28 protein-coding genes are annotated in these 25488 nt (G+C 65.7%); 12 read left to right on the top strand and 16 right to left on the bottom strand.

What is annotated here, in order from left to right:
- Positions 1-47: 47 nt before the first annotated feature.
- The 3 genes from KWG56_RS07040 to KWG56_RS07030 are packed head-to-tail and all read right to left on the bottom strand — an operon-like array spanning position 48 to position 4809.
- The gene (locus KWG56_RS07040; protein WP_219354237.1) at positions 48-2504 is read right to left on the bottom strand and encodes an LPS-assembly protein LptD; all 2457 of its coding nucleotides are present in this window, start codon (positions 2502-2504) and stop codon (positions 48-50) included.
- 32 nt (positions 2505-2536) lie between these two features.
- Positions 2537-3676: an LPS export ABC transporter permease LptG gene (gene lptG / locus KWG56_RS07035; RefSeq protein ID WP_236261429.1), complete on the bottom strand. Its 1140-nt coding sequence runs from the start codon at positions 3674-3676 to the stop codon at positions 2537-2539.
- Entirely contained in the window at positions 3673-4809 is a 1137-nt protein-coding gene (locus KWG56_RS07030; RefSeq protein WP_219354236.1) for an LptF/LptG family permease, read from the bottom strand. The genes lptG and KWG56_RS07030 overlap by 4 nt, the downstream gene beginning before the upstream one ends.
- A gap of 143 nt (positions 4810-4952) precedes the next feature.
- Here KWG56_RS07030 and KWG56_RS07025 point away from each other — a divergent pair, with 143 nt between their 5' ends.
- Genes KWG56_RS07025 through KWG56_RS07010 form a run of 4 tightly spaced genes read left to right on the top strand, consistent with a single transcriptional unit; the run spans position 4953 to position 7546 of the window.
- Positions 4953-6428 (top strand): leucyl aminopeptidase, encoded by a 1476-nt coding sequence (locus KWG56_RS07025; protein ID WP_201100751.1) that lies wholly within the window; start codon positions 4953-4955, stop codon positions 6426-6428.
- Between the two features lie 19 nt (positions 6429-6447).
- Positions 6448-6906, top strand: coding sequence for a DNA polymerase III subunit chi (locus tag KWG56_RS07020; protein WP_201100752.1), 459 nt, complete (start codon positions 6448-6450; stop codon positions 6904-6906).
- Entirely contained in the window at positions 6864-7220 is a 357-nt protein-coding gene (locus KWG56_RS18750) for a DUF1996 domain-containing protein (protein WP_236261430.1), read from the top strand. Before KWG56_RS07020 ends, KWG56_RS18750 begins: the two co-directional genes overlap by 43 nt.
- Before the next feature lie 26 nt (positions 7221-7246).
- Positions 7247-7546: a hemolysin gene (locus tag KWG56_RS07010; RefSeq protein ID WP_201100753.1), complete on the top strand. Its 300-nt coding sequence runs from the start codon at positions 7247-7249 to the stop codon at positions 7544-7546.
- Positions 7547-7561: 15 nt separating this feature from the next.
- Here KWG56_RS07010 and KWG56_RS07005 read toward each other — a convergent pair whose 3' ends face one another.
- Positions 7562-8488 carry a LysR family transcriptional regulator gene (locus KWG56_RS07005; RefSeq protein WP_219354235.1) on the bottom strand — a complete coding sequence of 309 codons (927 nt, stop codon included), beginning with the start codon at positions 8486-8488 and terminating at the stop codon, positions 7562-7564.
- A gap of 120 nt (positions 8489-8608) precedes the next feature.
- Between KWG56_RS07005 and KWG56_RS07000 the strand changes: the two genes are divergently transcribed.
- Entirely contained in the window at positions 8609-9307 is a 699-nt protein-coding gene (locus tag KWG56_RS07000; RefSeq protein WP_219354234.1) for a pirin family protein, read from the top strand.
- 87 nt (positions 9308-9394) lie between these two features.
- Positions 9395-9787, top strand: a complete 393-nt coding sequence (locus KWG56_RS06995; RefSeq protein WP_219354233.1) for a DoxX family protein — start codon at positions 9395-9397, stop codon at positions 9785-9787.
- Positions 9788-9829: 42 nt separating this feature from the next.
- Here the strand turns inward: KWG56_RS06995 and pip are convergent, their stop codons facing one another.
- Both pip and KWG56_RS06985 read right to left on the bottom strand, forming a co-directional pair.
- Positions 9830-10804, bottom strand: a complete 975-nt coding sequence (gene pip, locus KWG56_RS06990) for a prolyl aminopeptidase (RefSeq protein WP_219354232.1) — start codon at positions 10802-10804, stop codon at positions 9830-9832.
- A 36-nt stretch (positions 10805-10840) separates the two neighbouring features.
- On the bottom strand, positions 10841-11203 hold the full coding sequence (locus KWG56_RS06985) for a DUF423 domain-containing protein (protein WP_219354231.1): 363 nt from the start codon (positions 11201-11203) through the stop codon (positions 10841-10843).
- 47 nt (positions 11204-11250) lie between these two features.
- On the opposite strand from KWG56_RS06985, the gene KWG56_RS06980 reads away from it, so the two are divergent.
- Positions 11251-12420 (top strand): MFS transporter, encoded by a 1170-nt coding sequence (locus tag KWG56_RS06980; RefSeq protein ID WP_219354230.1) that lies wholly within the window; start codon positions 11251-11253, stop codon positions 12418-12420.
- Positions 12421-12425: 5 nt separating this feature from the next.
- On the opposite strand, the gene KWG56_RS06975 is transcribed toward KWG56_RS06980, so the two are convergent.
- Complete coding sequence (locus KWG56_RS06975; RefSeq protein WP_219354229.1) at positions 12426-13694, bottom strand: DNA polymerase IV; 1269 nt, start codon at positions 13692-13694, stop codon at positions 12426-12428.
- Positions 13695-13799: 105 nt separating this feature from the next.
- Here KWG56_RS06975 and KWG56_RS06970 point away from each other — a divergent pair, with 105 nt between their 5' ends.
- Entirely contained in the window at positions 13800-14165 is a 366-nt protein-coding gene (locus tag KWG56_RS06970) for a response regulator (RefSeq protein WP_201097901.1), read from the top strand.
- A complete protein-coding gene (locus KWG56_RS06965; protein WP_219354228.1) occupies positions 14162-15523 on the top strand; it encodes a PleD family two-component system response regulator in 1362 nt (453 codons plus the stop codon). Before KWG56_RS06970 ends, KWG56_RS06965 begins: the two co-directional genes overlap by 4 nt.
- 98 nt (positions 15524-15621) lie before the next feature.
- Here KWG56_RS06965 and rpmG read toward each other — a convergent pair whose 3' ends face one another.
- Positions 15622-15789 carry a 50S ribosomal protein L33 gene (gene rpmG, locus KWG56_RS06960; RefSeq protein ID WP_008262536.1) on the bottom strand — a complete coding sequence of 56 codons (168 nt, stop codon included), beginning with the start codon at positions 15787-15789 and terminating at the stop codon, positions 15622-15624.
- A gap of 125 nt (positions 15790-15914) precedes the next feature.
- Between rpmG and KWG56_RS06955 the strand changes: the two genes are divergently transcribed.
- Positions 15915-16481 carry a hypothetical protein gene (locus KWG56_RS06955; RefSeq protein WP_219354227.1) on the top strand — a complete coding sequence of 189 codons (567 nt, stop codon included), beginning with the start codon at positions 15915-15917 and terminating at the stop codon, positions 16479-16481.
- A gap of 1 nt (position 16482) precedes the next feature.
- Here the strand turns inward: KWG56_RS06955 and KWG56_RS06950 are convergent, their stop codons facing one another.
- From KWG56_RS06950 to rnr, 3 genes are read right to left on the bottom strand one after another with little or no spacing between them, the layout of a single operon-like run.
- A complete protein-coding gene (locus KWG56_RS06950) occupies positions 16483-16896 on the bottom strand; it encodes a DUF5990 family protein (RefSeq protein ID WP_219354226.1) in 414 nt (137 codons plus the stop codon).
- A 4-nt stretch (positions 16897-16900) separates the two neighbouring features.
- Positions 16901-17605, bottom strand: a complete 705-nt coding sequence (locus KWG56_RS06945) for an NUDIX hydrolase (RefSeq protein ID WP_219354225.1) — start codon at positions 17603-17605, stop codon at positions 16901-16903.
- A complete protein-coding gene (gene rnr / locus KWG56_RS06940; RefSeq protein WP_219354224.1) occupies positions 17602-19908 on the bottom strand; it encodes a ribonuclease R in 2307 nt (768 codons plus the stop codon). The genes KWG56_RS06945 and rnr overlap by 4 nt, the downstream gene beginning before the upstream one ends.
- A gap of 105 nt (positions 19909-20013) precedes the next feature.
- Between rnr and KWG56_RS06935 the strand changes: the two genes are divergently transcribed.
- Entirely contained in the window at positions 20014-21414 is a 1401-nt protein-coding gene (locus KWG56_RS06935; RefSeq protein WP_219354223.1) for a pyridoxal-phosphate dependent enzyme, read from the top strand.
- Positions 21415-21418: 4 nt separating this feature from the next.
- Entirely contained in the window at positions 21419-22582 is a 1164-nt protein-coding gene (locus KWG56_RS06930) for a cystathionine gamma-synthase (RefSeq protein ID WP_219354222.1), read from the top strand.
- A 57-nt stretch (positions 22583-22639) separates the two neighbouring features.
- Here the strand turns inward: KWG56_RS06930 and KWG56_RS06925 are convergent, their stop codons facing one another.
- The 5 genes from KWG56_RS06925 to KWG56_RS06905 all read right to left on the bottom strand — a co-directional run bounded on the left by KWG56_RS06925 (position 22640) and on the right by KWG56_RS06905 (position 25223).
- A complete protein-coding gene (locus tag KWG56_RS06925) occupies positions 22640-22894 on the bottom strand; it encodes a hypothetical protein (protein WP_201097886.1) in 255 nt (84 codons plus the stop codon).
- A 26-nt stretch (positions 22895-22920) separates the two neighbouring features.
- A complete protein-coding gene (locus KWG56_RS06920; RefSeq protein WP_219354221.1) occupies positions 22921-23121 on the bottom strand; it encodes a S1 domain-containing protein in 201 nt (66 codons plus the stop codon).
- 45 nt (positions 23122-23166) lie between these two features.
- A complete protein-coding gene (locus tag KWG56_RS06915; protein ID WP_201097883.1) occupies positions 23167-23379 on the bottom strand; it encodes a cold-shock protein in 213 nt (70 codons plus the stop codon).
- Positions 23380-23556: 177 nt separating this feature from the next.
- Positions 23557-24252, bottom strand: coding sequence for a TorF family putative porin (locus KWG56_RS06910; RefSeq protein WP_219354220.1), 696 nt, complete (start codon positions 24250-24252; stop codon positions 23557-23559).
- A gap of 38 nt (positions 24253-24290) precedes the next feature.
- On the bottom strand, positions 24291-25223 hold the full coding sequence (locus KWG56_RS06905; RefSeq protein WP_219354219.1) for an NAD(P)H-dependent flavin oxidoreductase: 933 nt from the start codon (positions 25221-25223) through the stop codon (positions 24291-24293).
- Positions 25224-25488 lie beyond the last annotated feature (265 nt).

The following is a 25488-nucleotide window of genomic DNA, read 5'->3' as shown; positions in this document are numbered from 1 at the left end:
TCCGTCGGCCATCGTGGTCAGCGGTCGCGCCCCGTAAAGCGTCATGCTCAACGTATGTCGCTCTGTCCATAACCTGAACCTCCGAAAGTGGCGAGGTTTAGGCGGATATACACCCCGTCGGACCGGCCGCTGTCGCGAACGCGCGTATTATCGCGGCGGAAGCCGAATTCAACGCGCAGGCAGTCGTCGTCATACAGGACGCCGATTTCCGAGCGGGTGATGATGTCCTGCTCCAGATCGGCGATCCCGGCCAGGGCCACGCCCCAGTTGCCGTACAGGAACTGCTGGCCTGCCAGCTGGACGAACTCGTAGTTGCGGTTCAGGTCGCCCGCCAGCGGGTTGGAGCGGTCCACGATATAGCTGACGGTGGCGGCGTTGCGGCGGCCCCAGCGGCCATCCAGCGCGGCTTCTGCACGGCGGATGTCGCCCGATCCGTCAATGGTGGCGTGCGCCCAGCTGCGGATGCGGTCCGACGGCGAATAGCTGCCCTGCACCACCCAGTCTGAGGTCGATGAGGCCAAGCCTGTGGGATCATAGAGATCGCCCGTCAGACTGTCGGGGATGGTGGTGCGGAAGGCGTTTTCATCGTCGGCGCGATAGCTGCGGCCCACGAACAGGCTGGCGCTGCGGCCGGCCGACCAGCGAATCGTCGCCCGACCGCCTGCCGTGAAGCGTGCGCCGCCCTCGATCAGGTCGTAGCCCGAGAAGCGATCCATGCGGAACAGCGAGGATTCGTCCAGTTCGATGACCTGGGCGTCTTCGTTGGGGATGCGGGGGTCGATGTCGGTCTTGCTGGAGATCGAAATCTGGGCGACCGGCTCCAGGATGATGTCGCCCTTGGCCGTGCGCTTGACCAGCGGATAGGTGAAGTCGACCCCGGCGCTGAGCCGCGAGCGGGTGACGGTCTGGTCGCTGTCGACGCCCATCATCGGCGGCAGGTCGGCCATCGAATAGAAGTCGACGCGGGTGTCGACGAAGGGCTCGATCCGCACGCCCTGAGGCGTGATGACGGTGCGGCGCCATTCAGCCTGGCCGGTGACGCGGCGGCTGTCGACGCCTGACAGACCGGTCGTGACCGGGGGCGCCATGGCGGGGTTCAGGATCGGCGCGCCGACGAAGGCCTCACGCGTCAGGGACACGGCCGAACCCTTCAGACGCAGACGGCCGCCGAAGACCGGATCATGCGGCTCCCAGCGGGCGTCGATCAGCGGGGCGACGATCGGCAGGTTCTCGTCGCTCTCGAACACCTTGTTGCCGTTGGCGTCGCGGAAATCGTTGTCGGCGAAGCGCGGGTCCAGGCGCAGGCTCTGGATGCGGAAGGCCGCGATGGAGACGTAGGACCGGTCGGTCTGGCGCTCGGCGTAGAGCTGGGTGATCAGGCGGCGACGGTCCCCGTAATAGAGGCCGTTGTCCTGGTACGGGTCGCGAATGGCGTAGCGGTCGAACAGGGTCTTGTCGGAGGTGTGCTCGGCCGTGAAGCCGAAGCGCCACGGCCCCGCCGGGTCATAATTGCCGTGCGACAACAGATAGCTGCGGCTTTCGCGGTCGTTGGCGACCAGGCTGTTGCCGATGGCCTTGTCGAAATTCCGCTCGTAGGTGTAGCCGCCGCGCACCGTGATCGCGCCGTCCACGAAGCGACGACGCCATTGCGCATTCAGGAAGGGCGCGATCTCGGAGTTGAACTGCGGGCTGATCAGCCAGTCTTCCGACGGCGACACGACGTGCAGATACGGCGTCTCTGCCGAGAAGCCGCGTCCGTCGTCATAGTTGACAATGGGCACCAGGAAGCCTGAGGCCCGCTCCACCGTTGGGTCGGGGTGGGCGAAATAGGGCGTGTAGAGGATCGGCACTCCGCCGACGCGGAAGACGGCGTTGCGATACAGGATGGCGTGCAGGGCCTCGTCCTGAACCACGCGCTCGGCCTGGATCGAGATGCTGGGCGTCTTGGGGCCCTTGGCGTCGCAGATGGGGCAGGGAGTGAAGATGGCGTAGTTCATCTCGCTCACCTTCTCGCTGCGGCGAACCACGGTGGAGGCCATCAGGCTGGCGCCGTTCTGGAAGCGGGTGGCGAAATCCACGCCGACGCCTGTGGTCAGGTCGCGGTCGAGTTCGAGATGATCGGCATAGATGACCGTGCCGTCGGGGGTGATGGCCTCGACCCGGCCATCCGCCGTCGCCGTGCCGTTCGCCAGATCGTACGACAGGCTTTCGCCGCGCAGGACATGGCCGCGTGAGCGGGCGTAAACGCGGTCTTCGGCTGTGCCGGTCGCGGTGACCGTGTCGCCCTGGCGGGTGGCGGAATCGGCCTCGATATAGAGGGCCTGAGGCGTCAGGCCGTCTTCAACAGCGTGTTTCGAAGCGGCCTGTCCCGAGGCGGCAGGCGCAGGTTGAGCGGTCTGAGCCGCCGCAGCCGTGGAGAAGGGTACGCAGGCGATCAGCGCTGCGCCAGCCAGAAGCCTTTGCCGAAAGGCGTTGGAGCGCCAGTCGCGGCGATCACCCTGCATATGCAATCCGTCGTCTGAGTAAGGGAGCCCGCTTAGCCGTCTTCGGTATAGAACAGCAAGGTGAACGCGGCGAGGGCTGTCAGCACGGGCGGAAGCCATGCCGCGACAAACGGGGCCACGACCTCGGCCGAACCCATGGCTGAGGAGAATTGGTTCAGGAAGAAGAAGGCGAAGCCCAGCACCACGGCGGACACGCTCATCTTGGCCAGATCGCCCAGACGCATTAGCCGCAGCGAGAAGGCGGCGGCCAGGATCGACATGGCGGCGAACACCAGCGGCGTGGCCAGCAGCTGCTGCAGGCGCAGGCGATAGGCGGTCGAGGTGAAGCCTGCGTTTTCGATTCGCTGAATCTGGTTCGGCAGCGACCAGAACGGGGTCGACTGAGGCCGGGCGAACCGCTCGAATGCTTCCTTGTCCGCCAGGCTGGAGGGCAGGTCGAGTGTGGAATAGGTGACGGCCTTCTGGCCCACTTGGGCGCCAGTGGCGTTGTTCAGGCGCCAGCGACCCGCGCTGAGGGTCGCCGACTGGGCGTCGATCCGCTCGGAGAAGGTGCGGCCGCCGTCGGCGCCGGTCGTGTAGATGAAGAAGCTGACGTCCAGCAGGCGCGCGTTGGCGCGGTCCTGGCGGGCAGAGCGGATGATCATCTGGCGCTGGTCGTCGCCCTCGCGCAGCCAGATCGCCTCCTGGGAATCAGCGCCGAGCGTGGTTCCCGAAATCCGCGCCCGCTCGCGCTGCCACATGGCGTCGCCGGACGCCGCCAGCGGGCCCAGCACGGTGACGGTCAGTATGCCCAGAACGAAAGCCATCCCTGCGGCCGGCAGCACGAAACGCCAGGCCGATACCCCTGCGGCGCGCATGGCGACCAGTTCGCTGCGGCGGTTCAGGCCGATGAAGGCGGTCAATGTGCCGAACAGGAAGACGAACGGCAGAAGCTGCACGATCACCGACGGCGACTTCATCAGCACCAGGCCGAAGATGCGCACCGCCGACAGATCCTGGGCCGAGCCGACGCCGCGCGACACCTCCACGAAGTCGATCAGCATGACCAGGGCGGCGATCACCGCCAGGGCCAGGCCCAGCGAGCGCAGCTGCTGGATCAGGACATAGCGTTCGATCCGACCCAGACGCGGCAGGTGAGGCGAAAAGCGCGACGGCATGAAGGACGTGCTCATGCGAATCTCGCCTTCAGCTTCTCAAGGACGGGCCACTGGCGCCGACGCCGGGGCTTCAACGCCCGGAACAGGACCCGCAGCGAAATGGCGATGGCGGCGATGGGGACCAGATACTGCAGGATATTCATCCAGCCGTTCCAGGCGCTGGCGGCGACAAGGGCGTAACCGACGACGCGCAACAGCAGGAACAGGCCCGCCGACTTGGCGATTCGCAGCGAATAGCCGGTGCGGCTGAACGCCCCGCCCAGGATGGCCGACAGGGCCAGCGACATGGCGACAAGCGCATACAGCGGCGATGACATCCGCGAATGGGCCTCGGCCAGCAGTTCGCCGCGCGACCCTGCCGTCTCAAGCAGACGCGGCGACGGGTTCATCAACTGAGGCAGATACAGGTCCGACGGCTTGTAGCGGATCGTCTCGTTCACGCTGGTGAAGGGGGCCAGCGAGAAGTCGTAACGGTCGAACGACAGGGTCTCCAGCACCCCGCCTGACGAATAGCGCTGGGCCGATCCCTCGATCATGGTCAGGATCGGGGTTCCGGCGGCGTCGCGGCTGAAGCGGGCCTCGGCGGCGTTCCAAGTGGTGACCTTTGCGCCGTCCTCCAGATAGACGAACAGGTTCTTGATCAGGCCGTTCTGCTCGATCTGCTGCACATAGACGGTCAGGCCGTTGGGGCCTTGGACGAATTGCCCCTCCTCGACCAGCAGCGCGGCCAGATCGGTGCGGATGGCGAAGGCCTGACGCCGTGTCTCGTGCTGAGCCCAGGGCAGGAAGAACAGATTGACCAGCAGGGTGACCAGGGCGACCAGCACGGCCAGACGGGCGGCGGGCGAAATCACCTGCCAGCGCGTCATGCCGCCCGCAAAGGCCGCCGTCATCTCCTGCTCGCGCTGAAGCCGCGTCAGGGCGATCAGGGCGCCGACGAACAGGCCGATGGGCAGGATGACCGACAGCAGCTGCGGCAGGGCCAGCAGGGTCAGCTTGGCCATCACCCAGACGCTCTGACCGCGTTCGACGATGAACTTCAGCTGGTCCAGGCTCTGGCTCAGAATCCCGATTCCAGCCAGGGCGGCGCACGCTGCGACCACGGGCAGCGAGATCTGTCGGAAAAGGTATCTTTGAATCAGGTTCATGGGCGGATGGACTTCGCCCGGTTGCAGGCGGCGATATTGAGGCGCATCTAGTAGCACATGAGGGCGCGTCTGCGGCAAGCGGACGCGCCATTGTCTTTTCGCCCTTTTACAGATGCCGGGTGGGGCCTGGCTGGAGTCGCTGAATGAAGATCGAGTTCGTCGCCGCCGTTGACGCTGCTGAAATTCTAGCCGTGCCGGTTCATGAGGGTCGTGTGCTGACGGCCGCCGGCGAGGCGTTGGACGCCAAGGCCGCCGGTGCGCTGACCAAGGCCCTGTCCAAGAGCCGCGTCACCGGCAAGACCGGCCAGAGCCTGATCGTGGCGGCGCCTGCGGGCGTGAACGCCGACAGCGTGCTGCTGGTCGGCGCGGGCGCCGCGGACAAGAGCGACGATCTGGCGGTGGAAGCCTTCGGCGGCGGCGCCTATGCGGCGGTCAAGCTGTCGGGCGCAGAAGTCCTGACCATCGACGCCTCGCACCTGAGCCCTGAACACGCCGCCCGCGTCGGCTTCGCCGCGCGTCTGGCCGCCTATCGTTTCGACAAATATCTGACCCAGCAGAAGCCTGAAAAGATTCCGTCGGTCACCACCATCCGCATCGTCACCACCGACCTGCGCGCCGCCGAGGCCGCGCTGGAGCCCCTGTCGGCGATCGCCGATGGCGTCGTCTTCGCCCGTGATCTGGTGTCCGAGCCCGCCAACGTCCTGTACCCGGCCGAGTTCGCCAAGCGCGTGAAGGCGCTGGAGAGCCTGGGCCTGGAAGTCGAAATCCTGGGCGAAGCCGAGATGGAGAAGCTGGGCATGCGCACGCTGCTGGCCGTGGGTCAGGGCAGCCGCCGCGAAAGCCAGCTGGCCGTAATCCAGTGGAAGGGCGGCGAGGCGGGCGCGCAACCCCTGGCCTTCGTCGGCAAGGGCGTCTGCTTCGACACCGGCGGCATTTCGATCAAGCCCGCTGACGGCATGGAAGACATGAAGTGGGACATGGGCGGCGCCGCCGCTGTGGCCGGAACCATGGCTGCGCTGGCGGGCCGCAAGGCCAAGGTCAACGCCGTCGGCGTGCTGGGCCTGGTCGAAAACATGCCTGACGGCGACGCACAGCGTCCGGGCGACGTGGTCGTGTCCATGTCGGGCCAGACCATCGAGGTTATCAACACCGACGCCGAGGGCCGCCTCGTTCTGGCCGACGCCCTCTGGTACACACAGGAGCGTTTCAAGCCGAAGTTCATGATCGATCTGGCCACCCTGACGGGCGCCATGATCGTGGCCCTGGGCCTGGATTATGCAGGCATCTTCTCCAACTCGGACGAAGTGTCTGACAACGTCCTGTCGGCCTCCAAGAAGGTGGGCGAGAACTTCTGGCGCATGCCGATCCCGGCCATCTACGAGCAGCACATCGAGTCCAAGATCGCGGACCTGAAGAACATGGGCAACGGCCGCGCAGGGGGCTCGATCACCGCCGCCCTGTTCCTGCAACGCTTCACCAACGGCGTGCCGTGGGCGCACCTGGACATCGCCCCGACCGCCTGGGCCAACAAGAGCCCCAGCGCCACCGTGCCGGAAGGCGGCGTCGGCTTCGCCGTGCGCACGCTGGACCGCATGGTCGCCGACGCATACGAATCCTGATCGCCGGAGGTAGAGCCGGGTGAGCGACAAACCCGAAATCTGGTTCTACCACCTGGAGCGTTCGACGCTGGACCAGGTGTTGCCGACCCTGCTCGAGAAGACCCTCGAGCGGGGCTGGCGCGCCTTGATCAAATCGTCGCACTCGCATCGGCTGGATGATGTCGATGAGGCGCTGTGGACCTATCGCGACGACAGTTTCCTGCCGCACGGCCGCGCCGATCAGGACCATGCCGCGCGTCAGCCTGTGCTGTTGAGCGAATCGGGGGAGAACCTGAACGGCGCTCAGGCGCTGTTCATCGTCGACGATGCAGAGCTCGGCGCGACGGAAGGGTTTGAACGATGCTTCATCATATTCGACGGACGGGACGAACCGGCGCTGCAACATGCGCGGGGTCGGTGGAAGACACTGAAGGGGCAGGGCGCAAACCTGGCCTATTGGAAACAGTCGGACGAGGGGCGCTGGGAAAAGGCGGCCTGATCGGCCTTGCCCTGCTGGCCGGGTGTTCGACGCCCGCCGCTGACGCCCCTGCGCCGCGCGCCGTCGAACGCGCGCAGCTGAACCAGCCCGTCGGCACGCGGATGCCGACCAGCCCCACGGCGGACACCTGCCGCGCGGGCGAAATGCAGTATCTGGTGGGCAAGCCGCGCACCGAAATCCCTGTGCCGGTCGAGGTGGTGAACCGGCGCGTGACCTGCACCACCTGCCCGGTGACGCAGGACTATTCCGCCTATCGATTGAACATCTTCTTCAATCAGGACACGGGCATAATCGAACAGGTACGTTGCGGCTGAACCGCGACAGATCAACGGAGACGACCATGAAGACCGCCATCACCCTGGCCTGCCTCAGCGCCGCCGCCCTGGCCCTGTCCGCCTGTGCGTCCAGCCCCAAGGCTGACGACCCGACCTGGTCGGACGCCGCGTACAAGATCTGCAAGGTCGAGGATTTCCAGAACTACGTCGGGCAGAACCGCTCGACCATCCCGGAGCCGCCGCACGGCCAGACCTTCCGCGTGCTGTGCAGCAGCTGCGCCGCGACGATGGATTACCGCGAGAACCGCGTGAACTTCGTGTTCGACGAAGCCACCAACATCATCAAGGAAGTGAAGTGCGGCTGACGCCGGTCTGATGCTTTAGCGGCCGACCGTATCGCCGGGCCACAGCGGTTTGCTGAACCGGTCGGCCAGATAGTCCATCAGCGCCGTGACCCGTGCAGGGCGCGGTCCGCTGCTGGGCGCGACCAGATGCAGGGCGATGGGCGGCAGGCTCCAGTCTGTCATGACCGTCTCCAGATGGCCGCCCGCGACATCCTTCCAGTAGATGAAGTCCGGCTGGGGAAAGATGCCCAGACCCGCGCACAGCGACGCCGTCAGGGCGTCGGAGTTGTTGGCGCGCAACGGACCCTGCGGCCGCACCACCACCTCTTCACCCGCCGCATTGCTGAACCGCCAGATGTCCGGCGTCGGCATATAGGCGTAGCAGAGGCAGGCGTGGCGGTTCAGGTCGTCGGGGTGCGTCGGGCGGCCCCGCTGCTCCAGATAGGACGGCGAGGCGACCAGAGCGCGTTTGACGGGCCTGAGCTTGCGCGCCGTCAGCGAGGAATCGGGCAGGGCCGCGATGCGCAGGGCGCAGTCGAAGCCGCCGCCGACCAGATCAATCACCTCGTCCGCCAGATGCAGGTCGATGGAGATGTCGGGATTGGTGGCCAGAAACTCGGGCAGGGCAGGGGCGACATAGGCCATGCCGAACGACATCGGCGCCGCCAGGCGCACCAGCCCGCGCGGCGTCACCGACATGTCCAGGGCCTCTGACACCGCGCCTTCGGCCTCGGCCAGCATATGGGCCGCGCGCGCCGCCAGATTCCGCCCGGTGTCCGTCAGGGCGAACCGACGCGAGGTGCGGTGCAGCAGGGTGGTCTGAAGCTGCTGCTCCAGCCGCGTCACCGCCTTGGACACGGTCGCCTTGGACAGGGACAGGCTTTCCGCCGCGCCGGAAAAGGACTGAGTTTCCGCCACCTTGGCGAAGATGGCCATGGCCTCAAGATCGGGCAGACGGGACATGCGGCGGCCTATGTGAAGCGAAACAATGAGTTTCGATGGTTTCTATTTCTGTTCGGTCGCCGATCTCTATCTTGTCGTCAAGCAGATGACGCCGGGACGGCCCGGCCTGAGGACAGACCAATGATCGAGCGCAGACCTTTTGAATCGCTGGGCGGCGCCAACCACGGCTGGCTGAACGCCAAGCACCACTTCTCCTTCTCCAACTATTATGATCCCAAGCGCATGAGCTGGGGCAACCTGCGGGTCTGGAACGATGACGAAATCGCGCCGGGCAGCGGCTTTCCGCCCCATCCGCACGCCGATATGGAGATCATCACCTATGTCCGCGACGGCGCCATCAGCCACGAGGACAGCCTGGGCAACAAGGGCCGCACGGTCGCAGGCGATGTTCAGGTGATGAGCGCCGGCACCGGCATTCGTCACGCGGAATATAACGCCGAAACCGAGCTGACCCGTCTGTTCCAGATCTGGATCGAGCCGACCCGTCGGGGCGAAAAGCCCAGCTGGGGCACCAAGCCCTTCCCCAAGGGCGACCGCTCTGGCCAGTTCGTGGTCCTGGCGTCCGGCTTTGAGGATGACGCCGACGCCCTGCCGATCCGCACTGAGGCGCGGGTTGCGGCGGCGACGCTGAAGGCGGGCGACAGCGTCGACTATCCGGTCGGCGCCACGCGCCGGGCCTATTTGGTGGCGTCGCTGGGCGAGGTCGAGGTGAACGGCGTGAAGCTGAGCCCTCGCGACGGCGCAGCCATCGCCGAAGAAGACGTCATCACGGTCAAGGCGCTGACGGACGCCGAAGTCGTGCTGGTGGACGCAGCCTAGGACTCAGGTGCAACCTGCCCGGCCGAACAGTGTTTCGGCCGGGCGACCTGCGTTTTGCAGGCGTCCCTAACAGGGAGGAAGGTCACGATGTTCAATCAAGTGAGTGGATGGTCTCCGCGCGCATTGGCGGCCCTGCGTATTGTCGCCGGTCTGCTGTTTCTGGCGCATGGTCTGGTCAAGCTGTTCGGCTTTCCTGAAGGCGCGCAGCCGGGGCAGGTGCCGTTGCTCTCCCTGTTCGGCGTGGGCGCCGTGATCGAGCTGGTGACGGGCGTGTTGCTGGTGTTGGGTCTGTTCACACGGCCCGCCGCCTTCATCGCCTCGGGCCAGATGGCGGTGGCCTACTGGATGGTTCATTTCCCCCAGAGCCCCTATCCGGCGGTCAACGGCGGGGACGCCGCCATCCTGTTCTGTTTCGTCTTCCTGTACATATTCACCGCCGGACCGGGCGCGTGGAGCCTGGATGAACGCAGCAAGATCTGAAACGAAAAGGCCGCCGCATCCTGCTGATGCGGCGGCCTTTTCTTAGACGGTCACGGCCCAGTCGGTCGCGCGGATCAGGCTGTCGACGATGCCCGGTTCGGACGAGGCGTGGCCCGCGTCGCCCACAATGTCCAGCTTAGCCTCGGGCCAGGCGCGGTGCAGCGCCCAGGCGCCCGAGATGGGCGTCACGACATCGAACCGCCCCTGCGCGATCCAGCAGGGGATGTGTCGCATTCGGTCGACGTTGTTGATGATCCAGTTCTCGTCGTCGAAGAAGCCGCCGTTGGTGAAGTACCAGTTCTCGATGCGGGCGAAGGCGACGGCGAAGTCGGGTTCGGCGAACTTGTCCGGCTTGGCGTTCGGGCCTTCGACGCTGACGGTCTCACCCTCCCAACCGGCCCAGGCCAGGGCGCAGCGCTCACGCTCTTGGACATTGTCGCCGATCAGACGCTTGTAATAGGCGCCCATCAGATCGCCGCGCTCGGCCTCCGGGATGGGGGCCAGGAACCGCTCCCAGGCGTCAGGGAAGATCATCGAGGCGCCGTCCTGATAGAACCAGTGCAGCTCCTTTTGGGTCAGCAGGAAGATGCCGCGCAGCACCAGCGCCAGACACCGCTCAGGATGTTTGATCGCATAGGCCATCGACAGGGTGGACCCCCACGATCCGCCGAACACGACCCATTGATCAATGTTCAGGCGTTCGCGCAGGCGTTCGATGTCGTCGATCAGGGTCCAGGTGGTGTTGTCCTCCAGCGAGGCGTTGGGCCGCGACAGGCCGCATCCGCGCTGGTCGAACATCACGATCTTGTATCGGGCCGGATCGAAGTAGCGGCGCATTCCCGGATTGACGGCCCCGCCCGGTCCGCCGTGCAGCACCACGACCGGACGGCCCTGCGGATTGCCGGAAACCTCGTAGTAGATTTCATGCACGCCATCGGTCGGCATCCAGCCTGACGCGTAAGGTTCGATCTCGGGATAGAGTTCGCGGCGAGGATCGACAGGTGCAGGGAAGGCCATGGATTTGCAGGTCTTTCTACGAGGGAGTCACGAAAATCACTTATCGGACCGGAATGCCGCAAAGGCGACGCAAAGCCAACCTGCGATCATCAGCACGCCGCCGATGGGGGTGATGGCGCCCAGAACCGGCAGGCTGAGAACGCCCAGCGCGGCCAGAGACAGGCTGAAAATCAGGCCCCCGACTGAGCCCAGCCAGCCCGCTGTCCGCGCCAGTCGGCCGCCACCCGTCCACAGGGCGCAGCCGAAGCCGAAGACGGCATGGACCAGCTGATAATGGGAGCCGGTGGTCAGCAGGGTCTTCAACTGCGGCTCGGCCCCATGAGCCGCGAAGGCGCCCAGAGCGACGGCGAGCGCCCCGTTCAGGGCGGCGAATAAAATCAGGCTGCGAGTCGGATTCATGCGCTGAGCCTAGCCTGACGAATCCGCGAAGTCTGCTATGCGGCGTCATGTCCCCATCAGCCCGTTCCCGCGTCGCGCTTCAGTACGCCCTGATGTTCATCGGCACCGGCGTCAGCCTGCCTTACGCCGGGTTGTGGATGCGGTCGCAGGGGCTAAGCGGGGCCGAAATCGGCGTCATTCTGGCCGCCCCCATGCTGGCGCGTCTGCTCACGGGGCCAGCCATCGCGGTCTGGGCAGATGGCTTCCGATATCGCCGTACCCCTATCGCCTTGCTGGCCGCCATGTCGGCTCTTGCCTATGCGACGGCGGGCCTGGTCGACGGCTTCGCCGCCTGGGCCGTCGCCTGGTTCATCGCCGCGACCGGGGTGGCGGCCATCATTCCGCTGACGGACGTGTTGAACCTGCGGCTGTCGCGCAAGGAAGGCTTCGCCTTTGCGGTGCCGCGCGGGTTCGGCTCTGCGGCCTTCTTCGTCACCAATGTCGTTGTCGGTTTCATCGTGCGCGCGACGGGCGCAGAGGTGATCATCATCGGCGTGACCCTGGCCTGCGCCGGGATCGCCCTGGCGGCCTGGCGGGTGCTGCCGCCCGAGCCGGTGCATGACGGGGCGCCCGTGCTGGGCTGGGACCGGTTCCGCGGCATGGGCCGACTGTTGAAGGACCCGGCGGTCGTGACGGCCATTCTGGCCATCGGTCTGGTTCAGGCCGCGCACGGTTTCTACTACGGCTTCTCCGCCATCCTGTGGCGCGCGCAAGGGGTCGAGGCCGACATGACGGGCCTGTTGTGGGCCTTCGCCGTGGTGGTCGAGATCAGCTTCATGTGGGTGATCGACCCGTGGCGGCGTCGGCGCGGGATCGGTCCCTGGCCCATATTGATGATCGCCTCGGGCGCGGCGGTGGTGCGTTGGGCCTTCATGTCCGCCTCGCCGCCCCTGTGGGCGCTGTGGCCGTTGCAGGCGCTGCACGCCCTGAGCTTCGCCGCCAATTTCCTGGCCGGTGTCGAAGTGATCGAGAAGCTGGTCCCGCGCGACAGCCAGACCGCCGCCCAGACCCTGAACTCGATGCTGTCGGCCGGCGTGCTGATGGGCCTGGCGACCCTGGCCAGCGGGCCCCTGTACGACGCCTTCGGCGCAGGCGGCTATCTGGCCATGACCGGAATGGCGGCGGTCAGCCTGCTGGCCAATCTGCTGCTGCGGCCGGTGCTGACGCGCGCGGCCTAGAGGTCTCAGCCTTTCAGCGCGCGGCCCGCCACAACGGCGTTGTTGCCGAACTTCTCGCGCAACTTGTCGATGGCGCGTTCGGTCTTCAGGGCGCGGGTTTCGGTGGTCTGGAACAGGCCGGAGGGGGCGTCGTCGGCGTCCTGAATGTCGGCCATGCCGATGCCGATCAGGCGGTAGGGCAGGCCCAGTTCCGGCTTCAGCAGGTCGCGCCCGGCGGCGAACAGGGCGCGGGCGGTCTGGATCGGCTCAGGCAGGCTGATGCGGCGGGTCAGGATCTTGAAGTCGGTGCGGCGCAGTTTCAGCACCACCACGCGGCTGGCCACCCCATCACGCCGCGCCTTGGATGCCAGCTTCTCGCACAGGGGCCAAAGCTCGGCCTCCAGCGCCTGCGCCGCGATCAGGTCTTCGTTGAAGGTGGTTTCCGCGCTCATGCCCTTGCGGTCGTGGGTCGGGTTCACGGCGCGGGCGTCGCGGGCGTGGGACAGGTCATGAAGGCGCAGGCCGGATTCGCCGTACCGCTTGACCAGGTCGCGCACGTCGGCCCGCGCCAGATCGCCGATTGTGGCGTAGCCGTCGCTGCGCAGGGCCTTGCCGAACACCGGGCCGACCCCGGGCAGGGCGGTGACGGGCTTTGGGGCCAGCAGGGACTGGGCGTTGGCCCGGCCCACGACCGAGAAGCCGCGCGGCTTGTCCATCTCTGACGCCATTTTCGCTAGGAATCGATTGGGCGCCAGGCCGATGGAGACGGTCAGGCCCGTCTCGTCTTCGATCTGTTTCTGGAAGCGGATCAGCTGGAAGGCGGGCGGGCCGCCATTCAACCGCTCGGTGCCGGACAGATCGACCCAGGCCTCGTCCAGCGACAGGGGCTGGATCAAGGGTGTCAGCTTGCCCAGCGCCCCCAGGATGCGTTCGGATTCAAAGACGTATTTGGTGAAGTTCGGCTTGATGACCACAGCCTCGGGGCAGGCCTTCAGCGCCTTGAACATGGGCATGGCCGAGCCGACGCCGTACTGGCGCGCGACATAGCAGGCGGTGGATACGACGCCGCGCTTGCCGCCGCCGATGATGACCGGCTTGTCGCGCAGCTCGGGGCGGTCGCGCTTCTCCACCGAGGCGTAGAAGGCGTCGCAGTCCATGTGGGCGATGGACAACTGGTCCAGTTCGGGGTCCGCGACGATCCGGCGCGATCCGCACGACGGGCAGCGGCGATCGGGTGGGCCAGCAGGGTCTTCGCCGGTCCACAGACAATCGCGACAGATGGCCTTTATGGCCACGCTTAAGGTCTCCGTAAGGTTGGCTTCATCCCAACTTAAGACTGCTTGTCCACTATCGCATCCAACGAAGCGTTCCGCGTATGGGGGAGCGCAGGTCAGGTGATGATGTCCAAGAAAGTCCTCATCGTCGAGGATAACGAGCTGAACATGAAGCTTTTTCATGATCTGCTCGATTCTCAGGGGTATGAAACCCTGCAGACCCGCGAGGGACTGCAGGCCTTGGCGCTGGCGCGCGCGCATCTGCCCGATCTGATCCTGATGGATATCCAGTTGCCCGAAATCTCTGGTCTGGAGGTCACCAAGTGGCTGAAGGATGACGAGGAGCTGCACCACATCCCCGTCATCGCCGTGACCGCCTTCGCCATGAAGGGCGATGAGGAACGCATCCGCCAGGGCGGGTGCGAGGCCTATATCTCCAAGCCGATTTCAGTGATGCACTTCCTCGAAACAGTCCGGCAGCACCTGGGATGAGCGCGCGGGTCATGGTCGTGGACGACGTTGAGGCCAACGTCCGTCTGCTGGAAGCCAAGCTGACGATCGAATATTTCGACGTGGTGTCCTGTCACGACGGTCTGACCGCGCTGACGCTGGCGGCGGAGACCCAGCCGGACCTGATCCTGCTGGACGTGATGATGCCGGGCATGGACGGATTCGAAACCTGCCGCCGCCTGAAGGCCCAGGCCGAGACGCGCCATATTCCGGTGGTGCTGGTCACCGCGCTGGATGGGCGGGAGGACAAGATTCGCGGACTGGAGGCGGGCGCCGACGACTTCATCACCAAGCCGCTGGATGATGTGATCCTGTTCGCGCGGGTGCGCTCGCTAAGCCGCCTGAAACAGGTGATGGACGAGCTGCGCGAGCGTGAGGAAAACAGCCGCCGCATGGGCGTCAGCACCGACGGCGACAGGCGTCTGCGCGCCGAGGGCGGTCGGGTTCTGGTCGTCGATGACAATGAAGCCCAGGCCAAGAAGATCGCCGACCAGTTGGGCGTCGAGCATCGCGTGACGATTGAAGCGAACGCTGACGCGGCGATAAAGGCCGTGCGCGGGCCGCTCGACCTGGTCATCGTCAATGTGGCGGCTGACAGCTTCGACGGCCTGCGGGTGCTGGCCCTGTCCAAGTCAGGCGATGCGCGCCGGGCGCCGGTGCTGGCCGTTGTCGATCCGATGGATCGGGCGCGCATGGTCAAGGCGCTGGAGCTGGGGGCCGCGGACGTGGTCAACCGGCCCATCGACCCGGACGAGCTGTCGGCGCGCGCGCGCACCCAGATCCGCCGCAAGCGCTACACCGACTTCCTGCGCGACAAGCTGGATTCCAGCCTGGAGCTGGCCGTCACGGACGCTCTTACCGGGCTGCATAACCGCCGCTACATGACCGGCCAGTTGGACGCCCTGGTGAACCGGGCCGTGCATGGCGGCAGTTCTGTCGCCCTGCTGGTGCTGGACATCGACCACTTCAAACTGGTGAACGACGGCTTCGGTCATGATGCGGGCGATGAGGTTCTGATCGAGTTCGCCGTGCGTCTGGCCACCAATGTGCGGGCCGTGGACCTGCCGTGCCGTCTGGGCGGCGAGGAGTTCGTGGTCGTCATGCCGGGCGCAGATCTGGAGGACGCAGGGCGCGTCGCCGAGCGGATTCGCCGGGACGTGGCCTCCCAACCCTTCCGCATCATGGGCGGCAAGGAAATGCTGACCATCACCATTTCAATCGGCGTGGCGGCCACCTGCGGGCCTCATGACACGCCGGAACTGCTGCTGAAACGCGCCGACGAGGGCGTGTATGAGGCCAAGGCCAAGGGCCGCAACATCGTCATCGCCAAGGCCGCCTGAAGTCTCTTCGGCGGCCACCACCCCAGCCTATCTCGGACAAAGAAAAACGCCCGGCTGAGTGATCAGCCGGGCGTCGTATTTTCTAGCAGATCAAGTGCTTACTTGATCTTGCCTTCCTTGAAGTCGACGTGCTTGCGCACGACCGGGTCGTACTTCTTGACGACCATTTTCTCGGTCATGGTGCGGGCGTTCTTCTTGGTGACATAGAAGAAGCCGGTGTCGGCGGTGGAGTTCAGACGGATTTTGATGGAAGCCGGTTTGGCCATCGGAATACCTCTACGACGGCGACAGCCGCTTAAAATAAGAGGCGCGGAACATACTCAGACACGGCCTAAAGTCAACGGGCGTGATGCCACGTTGATGGGGGATTTCGCACATATAGGCTTGGAGCATGAAATTAGCATATGCGCTGGCCGCGACGGCCCTGGGTTTCGCCCTTTCATCCTGCGCTGGCGGGACTGAATCCCCGAATCCCCAAGACGCCTTCTTCTCCAACCTGACCGCCCTGTGCGGCCAGCGATTCGAGGGGCGGGTCGTCACGACCGATCCTGCCGACGCGGATTTCACCAACAAACGGCTGTTGATGCATGTCCGCGACTGCTCGGACGGAGAGATTCGCATTCCCTTCGCCGTGGGTGACGATCGCTCGCGGACCTGGGTTGTGACCAGGGGAGATGTGGGCCTGCGCCTGAAGCACGATCACCGGCATGAGGACGGCACGACGGACGTGCTGCACTGGTACGGCGGCGATACGGTGAACGAGGGCACGGCGGAGCGGCAGGCGTTCCCGGTGGACGCGGAATCCATCGCCCTGTTCAACGCCAATAACGCGACGGTTTCGACGACAAACACCTGGGCGATCGAGGTCCACCCGCACGAGACCTTCGCCTATGAACTGCGTCGTCCGAACCGGCATTTCCGGGTCGAGTTCGATCTGACCAAGCCGGTCGCAAGCTAGGTCAGGCAGTGCGCCAGGGCTGAAGCGGACGCACCGTCGCACAGGCGGGCGTCCCGTCCTTGCCGCGTCCCGGCAGAACGACCTCCAACACGACGCCGTCACGCGCCTGAGCCAGCAGCGCGGCGGGGATGTCGTGAATGTCGATCTTGGCGCGGCGGCTCCATTCGCTGCCGTGCTGGCCCGCCGAGGCGCCGATGCAGATATAGACGAAGCGGCGCGTGGGGCCTTCACGCCGCACGAACGGGCCGGTGAAACGGTTGTCGTCCGTCAAGGTGATCGGCGCGTCGAAGCTGAGCGGGGCGTCGCCGGCGATCCGGACCTCGACCGGGGCGTTGGTCTTGTCCTGCAGGCTGTAGGCGACGCCCGGGACCGGGGCCTGGATCGTCAGCCGAAGCGTGATGGTCTGGCCCGCCATGGGTTCAGTCCCTGTGCTCGACCACGTGCTGGCCGCGCACCATGCGAACGAAAGGCAGGGGGCGGTCGGGGTGTTCAAGCCGTTCGGCCAACTCCCCAAGCACGAAACGGGTGATGGCGGGCAGGTCCAGCGTGCGGGCCTCGTCCAGAGGAAGCCACGCGATCTCGTCCAGTTCGCCAGAGCCCGATGTCGGTTCGGGCGTCAGCAGGGCTTCGGCGGGGGCCATGAAGAAACGGGCGTCAAAGCGGCGCGTGCGGCCCGGCGGTGTGATGGCGCGGGCGATGTAGGACAGGACCGACAGATCGGGCAGGGCGCCTGCCTGCCTGTATTCCCGCCAAGGCCCGGCGACGGCGGCGGGCGGGGCGGGGCGGCCCAGGATCAGGCCCGTCTCCTCGAACGTCTCGCGCACCGCCGTCAGGGCCAGGGCGCGGGCGCGTCGGGCAGGGGCCTCGGCCATCAGTCGGCGCGCGGCATCGGACGACAGGTCGCCAGCGGATGCGGCGGTGAAGTCCGACCGGTCAATTCGTCCGCCGGGAAAGACCCATTTCGACGCCATGAAGACATGGCCGGGCGCTCGCCGCCCCATCAGAACCTCAGGCTTCGATCCGCCGCGCGTCAGGATCAGGGTGGCGGCGTCCTTCGGCCGCTGGGCGCCGCCGACGCGCGGGGCGTCGGCCAGATCCTGTGCAGCGTCGAAGGGCTGGTTCATTTCCGCTTGCCCTTCCTGACGCCCTTCAGGCCGCCAGAGGGTTTGGAGCCGTTGCGGGGCTTGGGGCCGGGACGGTTCTTGCCGCGCATGGGCGGGCCGTCGCCGCCCCTTCCACGGATGCCGTAGCGCGGGGCCGGGGCGTTGGGATCGCGGGGTTCCGGTTCGCTGAGCATTTCAAAGACCAGCCCGCCGGTGACGGGCGTTGCCTCACGCAGCTTGACCTCGACCATACGGCCCAGGGTAAAACGCTTGCCGGTACGTTCGCCGACCAGGGCGTGAGCGCGGTCGTCGTGGGTGAAATATTCGCTGCCCAGAGTCGAGACGGGGACCAGACCATCGGCGCCCGTGTCCTCCAGTCGGATGAACAGGCCGAAACGGGTCACGCCTGTGATGCGCCCGGCGAAGGTCGCGCCGATATGCTCCTCAAGGAAGGCGGCGATATAGCGGTCCATCGCATCGCGTTCAGCGGCCATCGAGCGACGCTCGGTCGAGGTGACCTGTTCGGCGATGGCGGGCAGTTCGGCGATCTCGCGATCCGTCAGCCCATCCTTGCCCAGGTTCAGGGCCCGGATCAGGCCGCGATGCACGATCAGGTCGGAATAGCGCCGGATGGGGGAGGTGAAGTGGGCGTAGCGGTCCAGATTCAGACCGAAGTGGCCCACGTTCTCAGGCGAATAGATGGCCTGCATCTGGGTCCGCAGGACGACCTCGTTGACCACGTCGGCGTGTTCGGTGTCGCGCGTTTCGTCCAACAGCTTGTTGAACCGCTTGGTCGTGCCCGGCTCGCCCTTGTTCCACGGCTTGCCGATGGTGTGCAGGAAGTCGGCCAGGTTGAAGATCTTCTCCTGACTGGGCGCATCGTGGATGCGGTAGATCAGGGGCGTCTTCTTCTGCTCCAGGGTCTCGGCGGCGCAGACATTGGCCTGGATCATCATTTCTTCGATTAGCCGGTGGGCCTCAAGCGAGGTGCGCTTCTCGATGGAGGCGATGCCGCCGTCAGGGGCCATGCGGATGCGGCGCTCTGCGGATTCGATCTGCAGCGGGCTGCGCTTCAGGCGGCCCTTCAGCATGGTGTGATAGGCGTTCCACAACGGATAGAGGATGGCCTCCATGATCGGGCCGGTGGCGTCGTCTGTCTGGCCGTCGATTGCGGCCTGGGCCTGTTCGTAAGACAGTTTGGCATGCGACCGCATCAGGCCGCGCACGAACTTGTGGCCCGTCTTTCGTCCGTCCTTGTCGAAGACCATGCGCACGGCCATGCAGGCGCGGTTCTCGCCCTCCTTCAGGCTGCACAGGCCGTTTGACAGCACCTCCGGCAGCATCGGTTCGACGCGGTCGGGGAAATAGGTCGAGTTGCCCTTTTCGCGGGCCTCGCGGTCCAGTTGGGAGCCGGGGCAGACGTAGGCGGCGACGTCGGCGATGGCGACCCAGACGATCCATCCGCCGGGGTTCTTGGGATCTTCGTCGCGGGCGGCATAGACGGCGTCATCGTGGTCGCGCGCGTCGGCGGGGTCGATGGTGATGAAGGGAACCTCGCGCAGGTCCTCGCGGCCCTTCAGCGTCGGCAGTTCCTGATCCTCGGCCTCACGCTCGACCGCCTCGGAGAAGCCGGTCGGGATGCTGTGGGCGTAGATGGCGATCAGGGAGGCGGCGCGGGGATCGTCCTCCTTGCCGATGTTCTCAAGAATCTTGCCGCGTTTGGGGCCATAGCGATGCTCGCCCTTTTCGATGGCGGCCAGGACCAGATCGCCGTCGCGCAGGTCGCCGGACTGGGCCTGGGGCACCAGCAGCACATCCTTGGAGCGGCGGTCGACCGGCTCGACCCGCGTCTCACGCGCCGATTTGCGGATCACCCCCAGAACACGGTTCGTGCCGATATCCAGTTTCTTGATCAGCCGGGCTTCCCAGCCTTCGGCGCCGCGCTGGAACTTGACCAGCAGGCGGTCGCCCATGCCGGGGGCGGCCTTGGTCTTGTCGGGGATCAGCAGGGCCTGGGGCGCATCGGGGCTGGCCTCGACCAGGCGGACGTACAGTTCGCCGTCCACATCGCGTTCGATCACATCGGCGACGCCGACAGGGGGCAGGGCGCCGGCTTCGGAAAAGCCCTTGCGGCCGCGTTTGCCCAGCCTGCCTTCGGCCTCCAGCTCGCGGATCATTTCGCGCAGGGCCCGGCGGTCGCCGCCCTTTAGCCCGAAGTGGCGTGCGATATCGGTCTTCTCGGCCGATCCGGCCTCGCGCAGGAAGGCGACGAGGGTGTCTTTGTCGGGGAGACCGGCGGGCGGCCTCTTGGGTGATTTGCTCATTATGTCTTTCGTAGCGCGGAACCGCGCCCTTGGGTCAAATCTTGCATGAGTTGACCGAGTGATTGCGGAGCTTCAGCTTCCGCTGAACCCCGAATGGAGTCGTTGATGTCCCTATCCGCCCCCGCCCTGAGCGCGCCTGTGAAGTCGCCGCTGGATCTGATCGGCAAGACGCCGATGGTGGAGGTGACGAAGATCGACACCGGGAAATGCCGGCTGCTGCTCAAGCTGGAATCCCAGAACCCCGGCGGATCGATCAAGGACCGGATTGCGGTCGAGATGTTGGATGCGGCGGAGAAGGAAGGCTTCCTGAAAGAGGGCGGCACGATCGTCGAGGCGACGGCCGGCAATACGGGCCTGGCGCTGACACTGGTCGGCCGGGCGCGGGGATATAAGGTGCTTCTGGTCATTCCTGACAAGATGTCGAAGGAAAAGATCCAGCATCTGCGGGCCATGGGCGCCGATGTACGCCTGACGCGCTCGGACGTTCCGCACGGGCATCCCGAATATTACACCGACATGGCCGAGCGTCTGGCCCAGGGCATTCCCGGCGGCTTCTACGTCAACCAGTTCGCCAACGACGCCAACGCCGAGGCCCATGTGAAGACCACGGGGCCGGAAATCTGGAGCCAGACGGGCGGCGACATCGACGCCCTGGTCGCGGGCATCGGTTCGGGCGGCACGATCACAGGCACGGCGCGCTATCTGAAAAGCGTCGGCTCCAAGGCCGAGATCATTCTGGCCGATCCGGTCGGTTCGACCCTGGCGGGCATCGTCAACGACGGCGTGCCGGGGCCGGAGGGCGGTTACACCGTCGAGGGCATCGGTCAGAATTTCGTGCCCGACACGGCGGACATGAGCCTGATCGACAAGGCCTATTCGATCTCTGACGCCGAGGCGATCAGCACCGCGCGTGAACTGCTGCTGAAGGAAGGGATTCTGGCGGGTTCGTCGTCGGGCACCCTGATCGCCGCCGCCCTGCGCTGGTGTCGCGAGCAGACCGAGGCCAAGACCTGCGTCACCTTCGTCTGCGACACCGGCGCCAAATATCTGTCCAAGGTCTACAACGACGCCTGGCTGGCCGATCAGGGCCTGGGCGAGCGTGAAATCCACGGCGACCTGTCGGACCTGATCAACCGCAAATACGAAAAGGGCGACGTCGTGGTCGCTGGGCCGGACGACACCCTGGACACCGCCTTCAAGCGGATGAAGGGTGCGGACGTGTCCCAGTTGCCCATCATCGACGACGGCCGCCTGGTCGGCATTCTGGATGAAAGCGACCTGATCCAGGTGATGAACACCGACGAAATCACGCGCAAGGAACGGTTCGCCAAGCCAGTGTCCTCGGCCATGACGCGCGATCTGGACACGGTTCAGGTCAAGGAGCCGCTGGACGCCCTGATCCCTGTCTTCGACCGTGACCGCGTGGCCATCGTGCTGGACGGCGAGAAATTCGTCGGCCTGATCACCCGCACCGACCTGATCAACCACCTCAGCCTGAATCGCTAAGCCGATGACTGACAAGAAGAACAGCCAGGGTTTCTCCACCCGCGCCATCCATGCCGGACAGCATCCCGACCCGACGACGGGCGCAGTGATGACGCCGATCTACGCCACCTCGACCTACGCCCAGGAAAGCCCCGGCGTGAACAAGGGGTATGAGTATGCGCGGGGCAAAAACCCGACGCGCGAGGCGTTTGAGGCCTGTATCGCCGATCTGGAAGGCGGCACACACGGGTTCGGGTTTGGCTCGGGCATGGCGGCGACCTCGACGGCGCTGGAGCTGCTGGATGCGGGCGATCACATTGTCACAGGCGACGACCTTTACGGCGGCTCGTGGCGGCTGTTCGAACGGGTGCGCCGTCGCACCATGGGGCTGGACTTCGCCTATGTGGACCTGAGCGACATCGCCGCGGTCGAGGCCGCGATCACGCCGAAGACGAAGATGTTGTGGGTCGAGACGCCGACCAACCCGCTGATGAAGCTGGCTGACATCGCCGCCCTGTCAAAGGTGGCCAAGGCGCATGGGCTGCTGCTGGTCGTGGACAACACCTTCGCCACCCCCTTCTGCCAGCAGCCGCTGAGCCTGGGCGCGGACGTAGTCATGCACTCGGCGACCAAATATTTGAACGGCCATTCGGACATCATCGGCGGGGTGCTGGTGACCGGCGACGCCGATCTGGCGACGCGGATCAAGTTCCTGCAGAACTCGGTCGGCGGGATCATGGGGCCGTTCGACGCCTTCCTGGCCAATCGGGGTCTGAAGACCCTGGCGCTGCGGATGAAGGCGCACTGCGAGAACGCCCTGACCATCGCTCGCTGGCTGGAGACGCGGGCAGGGATCGCCAAGGTCATCTATCCCGGCCTGATCGCCCACCCGCAGCACGAGCTGGCGGCGCGCCAGATGAGCGGCGGCTACGGCGGGATGGTGACGGTGATACTGGATGGGGATCTGGAGCGCACCAAGCGTGTGCTGGAACGGGTTCAGGTCTTCACCCTGGCGGAATCGCTGGGCGGCGTGGAAAGCCTGGTGAACCACCCGGCGATCATGACCCATGCCAGCGTGCCCAAGGAAGTCCGCGAGGCGGGCGGCGTGACGGACAACCTGATCCGTCTGTCGGTCGGCGTGGAGAATGTCGAAGACCTGATCGCGGATCTGGATCAGGCGCTGGGCTGACAGTGCTTTCAAGTCGTCATCCTGGCCGCGTGGCGAGGATGACGACGGAGTGCAGCCTCAACCCGGAAGCGCGGTCTGGTGGCCGGTGACGGGCGGCAGCTTCTTCTTGGGGGCGGCGCGCTTCACCGGGGCCTTTGCGGCCTTGGGCAGGGCGGCGCGACGCGCGATTTCGGTGTCGATGACCGGGATGATGTCCGAGGCGGCGATCACCTGCGTCGAGGCGCCATGCTCGACCAGACGCGCAGCATTGGCGCGCAGGGTCACAAGGTCTGCATCGGTCATTGCGGGGATCATGTCAGCGAGCGGGGTCATGGCGGCATCCGTTTTTGAAAACGGCGTCAGGGCCGGCGCGAGAGGCGCCAGCCCTTCAGCTGATTGAAGGCGATTTCCACCGTCACACGGTCACCCAGCAGCGAGACGCCCGTCTGGGCGCCCAGCGAGGGCAAGACCGTGATCAGATGGCCGTTGTCCAGGCGGACACGGCGACCGCCCAGCGGCAGCAGGCGCGTGATCTCGCCGTCGAAGGCGATGGCGCCCATCCGGGTCGTGGGCGGTTCGTTCGTTTTGGACGCCTGGAGCTTGTCCTACTCCGCCGCCTTGAGACGGCCTGCGGATTCCTTGCCCGAGCGTGAGTCACGCTCGATTTCGTAGGCGATTTTCTGGCCTTCGTTCAGCGAACCCACGTCGGAGGTTTCGACAGCCGAGGCGTGGACGAAGACGTCCTTGCCGCCGTCATCGGGTGCGATGAAGCCGTAGCCTTTGGTGGGATTGTACCATTTAACAGTGCCGGTAGCCATTTGGAGACCTCCGTCTGGCGTTGACCGCAGGGAGGGGTCCCTGGTCGGCCTGTCGGGTCTGAATGGGATCGGCTTTTGGACCTCGGTGCGTAGATGCAAAGGGAGCAGCGGCGTTACGCAGTGAGATCGACCAGCCCTAGATGGGAAGCCGACAACCCATGCGCAAGGGGGCGCCGCTCAGAACGCGTATGAAATCTTGGCGACCAGGGCGTCGCCGTACTGTTCCCCCGCCGAATGGGCCGAGGTGTCGTAGTAGCGCAGGTCCAGATCCAGCTTTTCGGTCAGGGCGTAGGTCACGCCCGCGTTCCAGCCGGTGTAGTCGGGGCCGTTGTCCTGTTCGCGGCGGCCCACGGCCAGGGTGCCGTCCAGTTTCGGCGTGAAGGTCCAGCCCACGCGGCCCTCGACCCAGACGAAGCCCTCGTTCGATCCGGCGGCGTCGGGCGAATACTGGACCTGCAGCCGAGCGCGGGCCGGGCCTATGGAGCGGCTGATGTTGCCCGTAAACTCCCAGGTGTCGTCGTCATAGCCGTCGTCGGCGCCCGCGCGGTTCTTGTAGGCAACGTTCAGATCGAACTGATAGCCGAAGGCCTCGGGCTGATAGCCTGCGACCATGTTCAGCTCGACCTTGGAGCCGCCGGCCTTGATCGTTTCAAAGCCCGGCCCGGCGTAGAACAGGCCGTTGGCGCTTTCCCATGTCGCCGAACCGAAGGCGTAGGGGTCTGTCTGCGACTTGGAGACGTTCTTGGACCGGTTGTCCGAGCCCGCGCCCACCTGGAAGTCCCAGTCGCCGCCCGCCTGCGCCAGGGCGGGCGTGGCGAAGGCGGTCAGCACAAGAGCGAAACCGAGCGGGGCGGGCGAGGCGATGCGGATCATGAGGGCTCCAACGCGCGGCGGGCGTGTCAGGCTCCCTCTTAGCGAGCGGGCGCCTTTTTCGCGAATTCTTCCGTCGCCTGAGCGAACTCTTGCCGCAGACGGCCCACCAGTTCGGCGGTCGGCAGGACGTCGTGGATGGCGCCTGCACCCTGGCCCGCGGACCAGACGGTCTTCCACGCCTTGGCCTCGTCGCCCATGTCCAGCTTGTGCTCGGGCAGGTGTTTGGGGTCGATGCCGTTCTCGACCAGAGACTTGCTCATGAAGTTGGCCGGGATGCCGGAAACGGCGGGCGTGTGGACGATATCGGTCGAGCCGCTGTCGATGATCATCTGCTTGTAGGCCGGCGCCGCCAGGGCCTCGGTCGTGTTGATGAAGCGGGTGCCCATATAGGCGAAGTCGGCGCCCAGCATCAGGGCCGCCGCCACGTCCTGGCCGGTCGAGATGGCGCCCGACAGGATGATGGTTCCGTCAAAGAAGCTGCGGACCTCGTTGACCAGGGCGAAGGGGTTGATGATGCCCGCATGGCCGCCCGCGCCGTTGGCGACCAGGATCAGGCCGTCGACGCCCGCCTCTGCGGCCTTCCTCGCGTGGCGGATGTTGGCGATGTCGTGGAAGACCTGACCGCCATAGCCATGGACCGCATCGACCACGTCGCGCACCGCGCCCAGCGAGGTGATGATCAGCGGCACCTTCTCCTCGACCGACACCATCATGTCCGCCATCAGACGGGGGTTGGTCGGATGGACGATGTGGTTGACGCCAAAGGCGGCGGCGTCCGGCGTCAGCCGCGCCTTGATCTCGTGGATCCACTCCCGATAGCCCTCGGTCGTGCGCTGGTTCAGGGACGGGAAGGTGCCGATGACGCCCGCATTGCAGGCCTCGACCACCAGGTCCGGGCCGGAGACCAGGAACATGGGCGCCGAAATGATCGGCAGGGTCAGGCCCTTTTGCAGCGATGCGGGAATAGCCACGAGCGTCTCCTTGGTTTTCTTTCGCTACGGATAACCGGCTGTCGCCGGGTAAGGCAATGGATTGCGTGCGCCAAGAAAAAACACAGTCTGAATAGTCTGAATCGTCGGAAATGCGCGGCCTTGGAGACTGGCGGGGCCAGCTTAACCCAGGTTCGCGCCGCCGTGCGTTGATTGGGGTGTCGTGAAATCAAAGGGCTGAAATCGAAAGACTAAGTCTTCGCATTTCCGCGTCTTTAGGCCGGGTTTCGGCGCAGCCCTGGCCCAT

The organism is Brevundimonas nasdae (assembly GCF_019395145.1).
GTDB classification, from domain to species: Bacteria; Pseudomonadota; Alphaproteobacteria; order Caulobacterales; family Caulobacteraceae; genus Brevundimonas; species Brevundimonas nasdae.
This window is presented reverse-complemented; position numbering and strand designations above follow the sequence as displayed.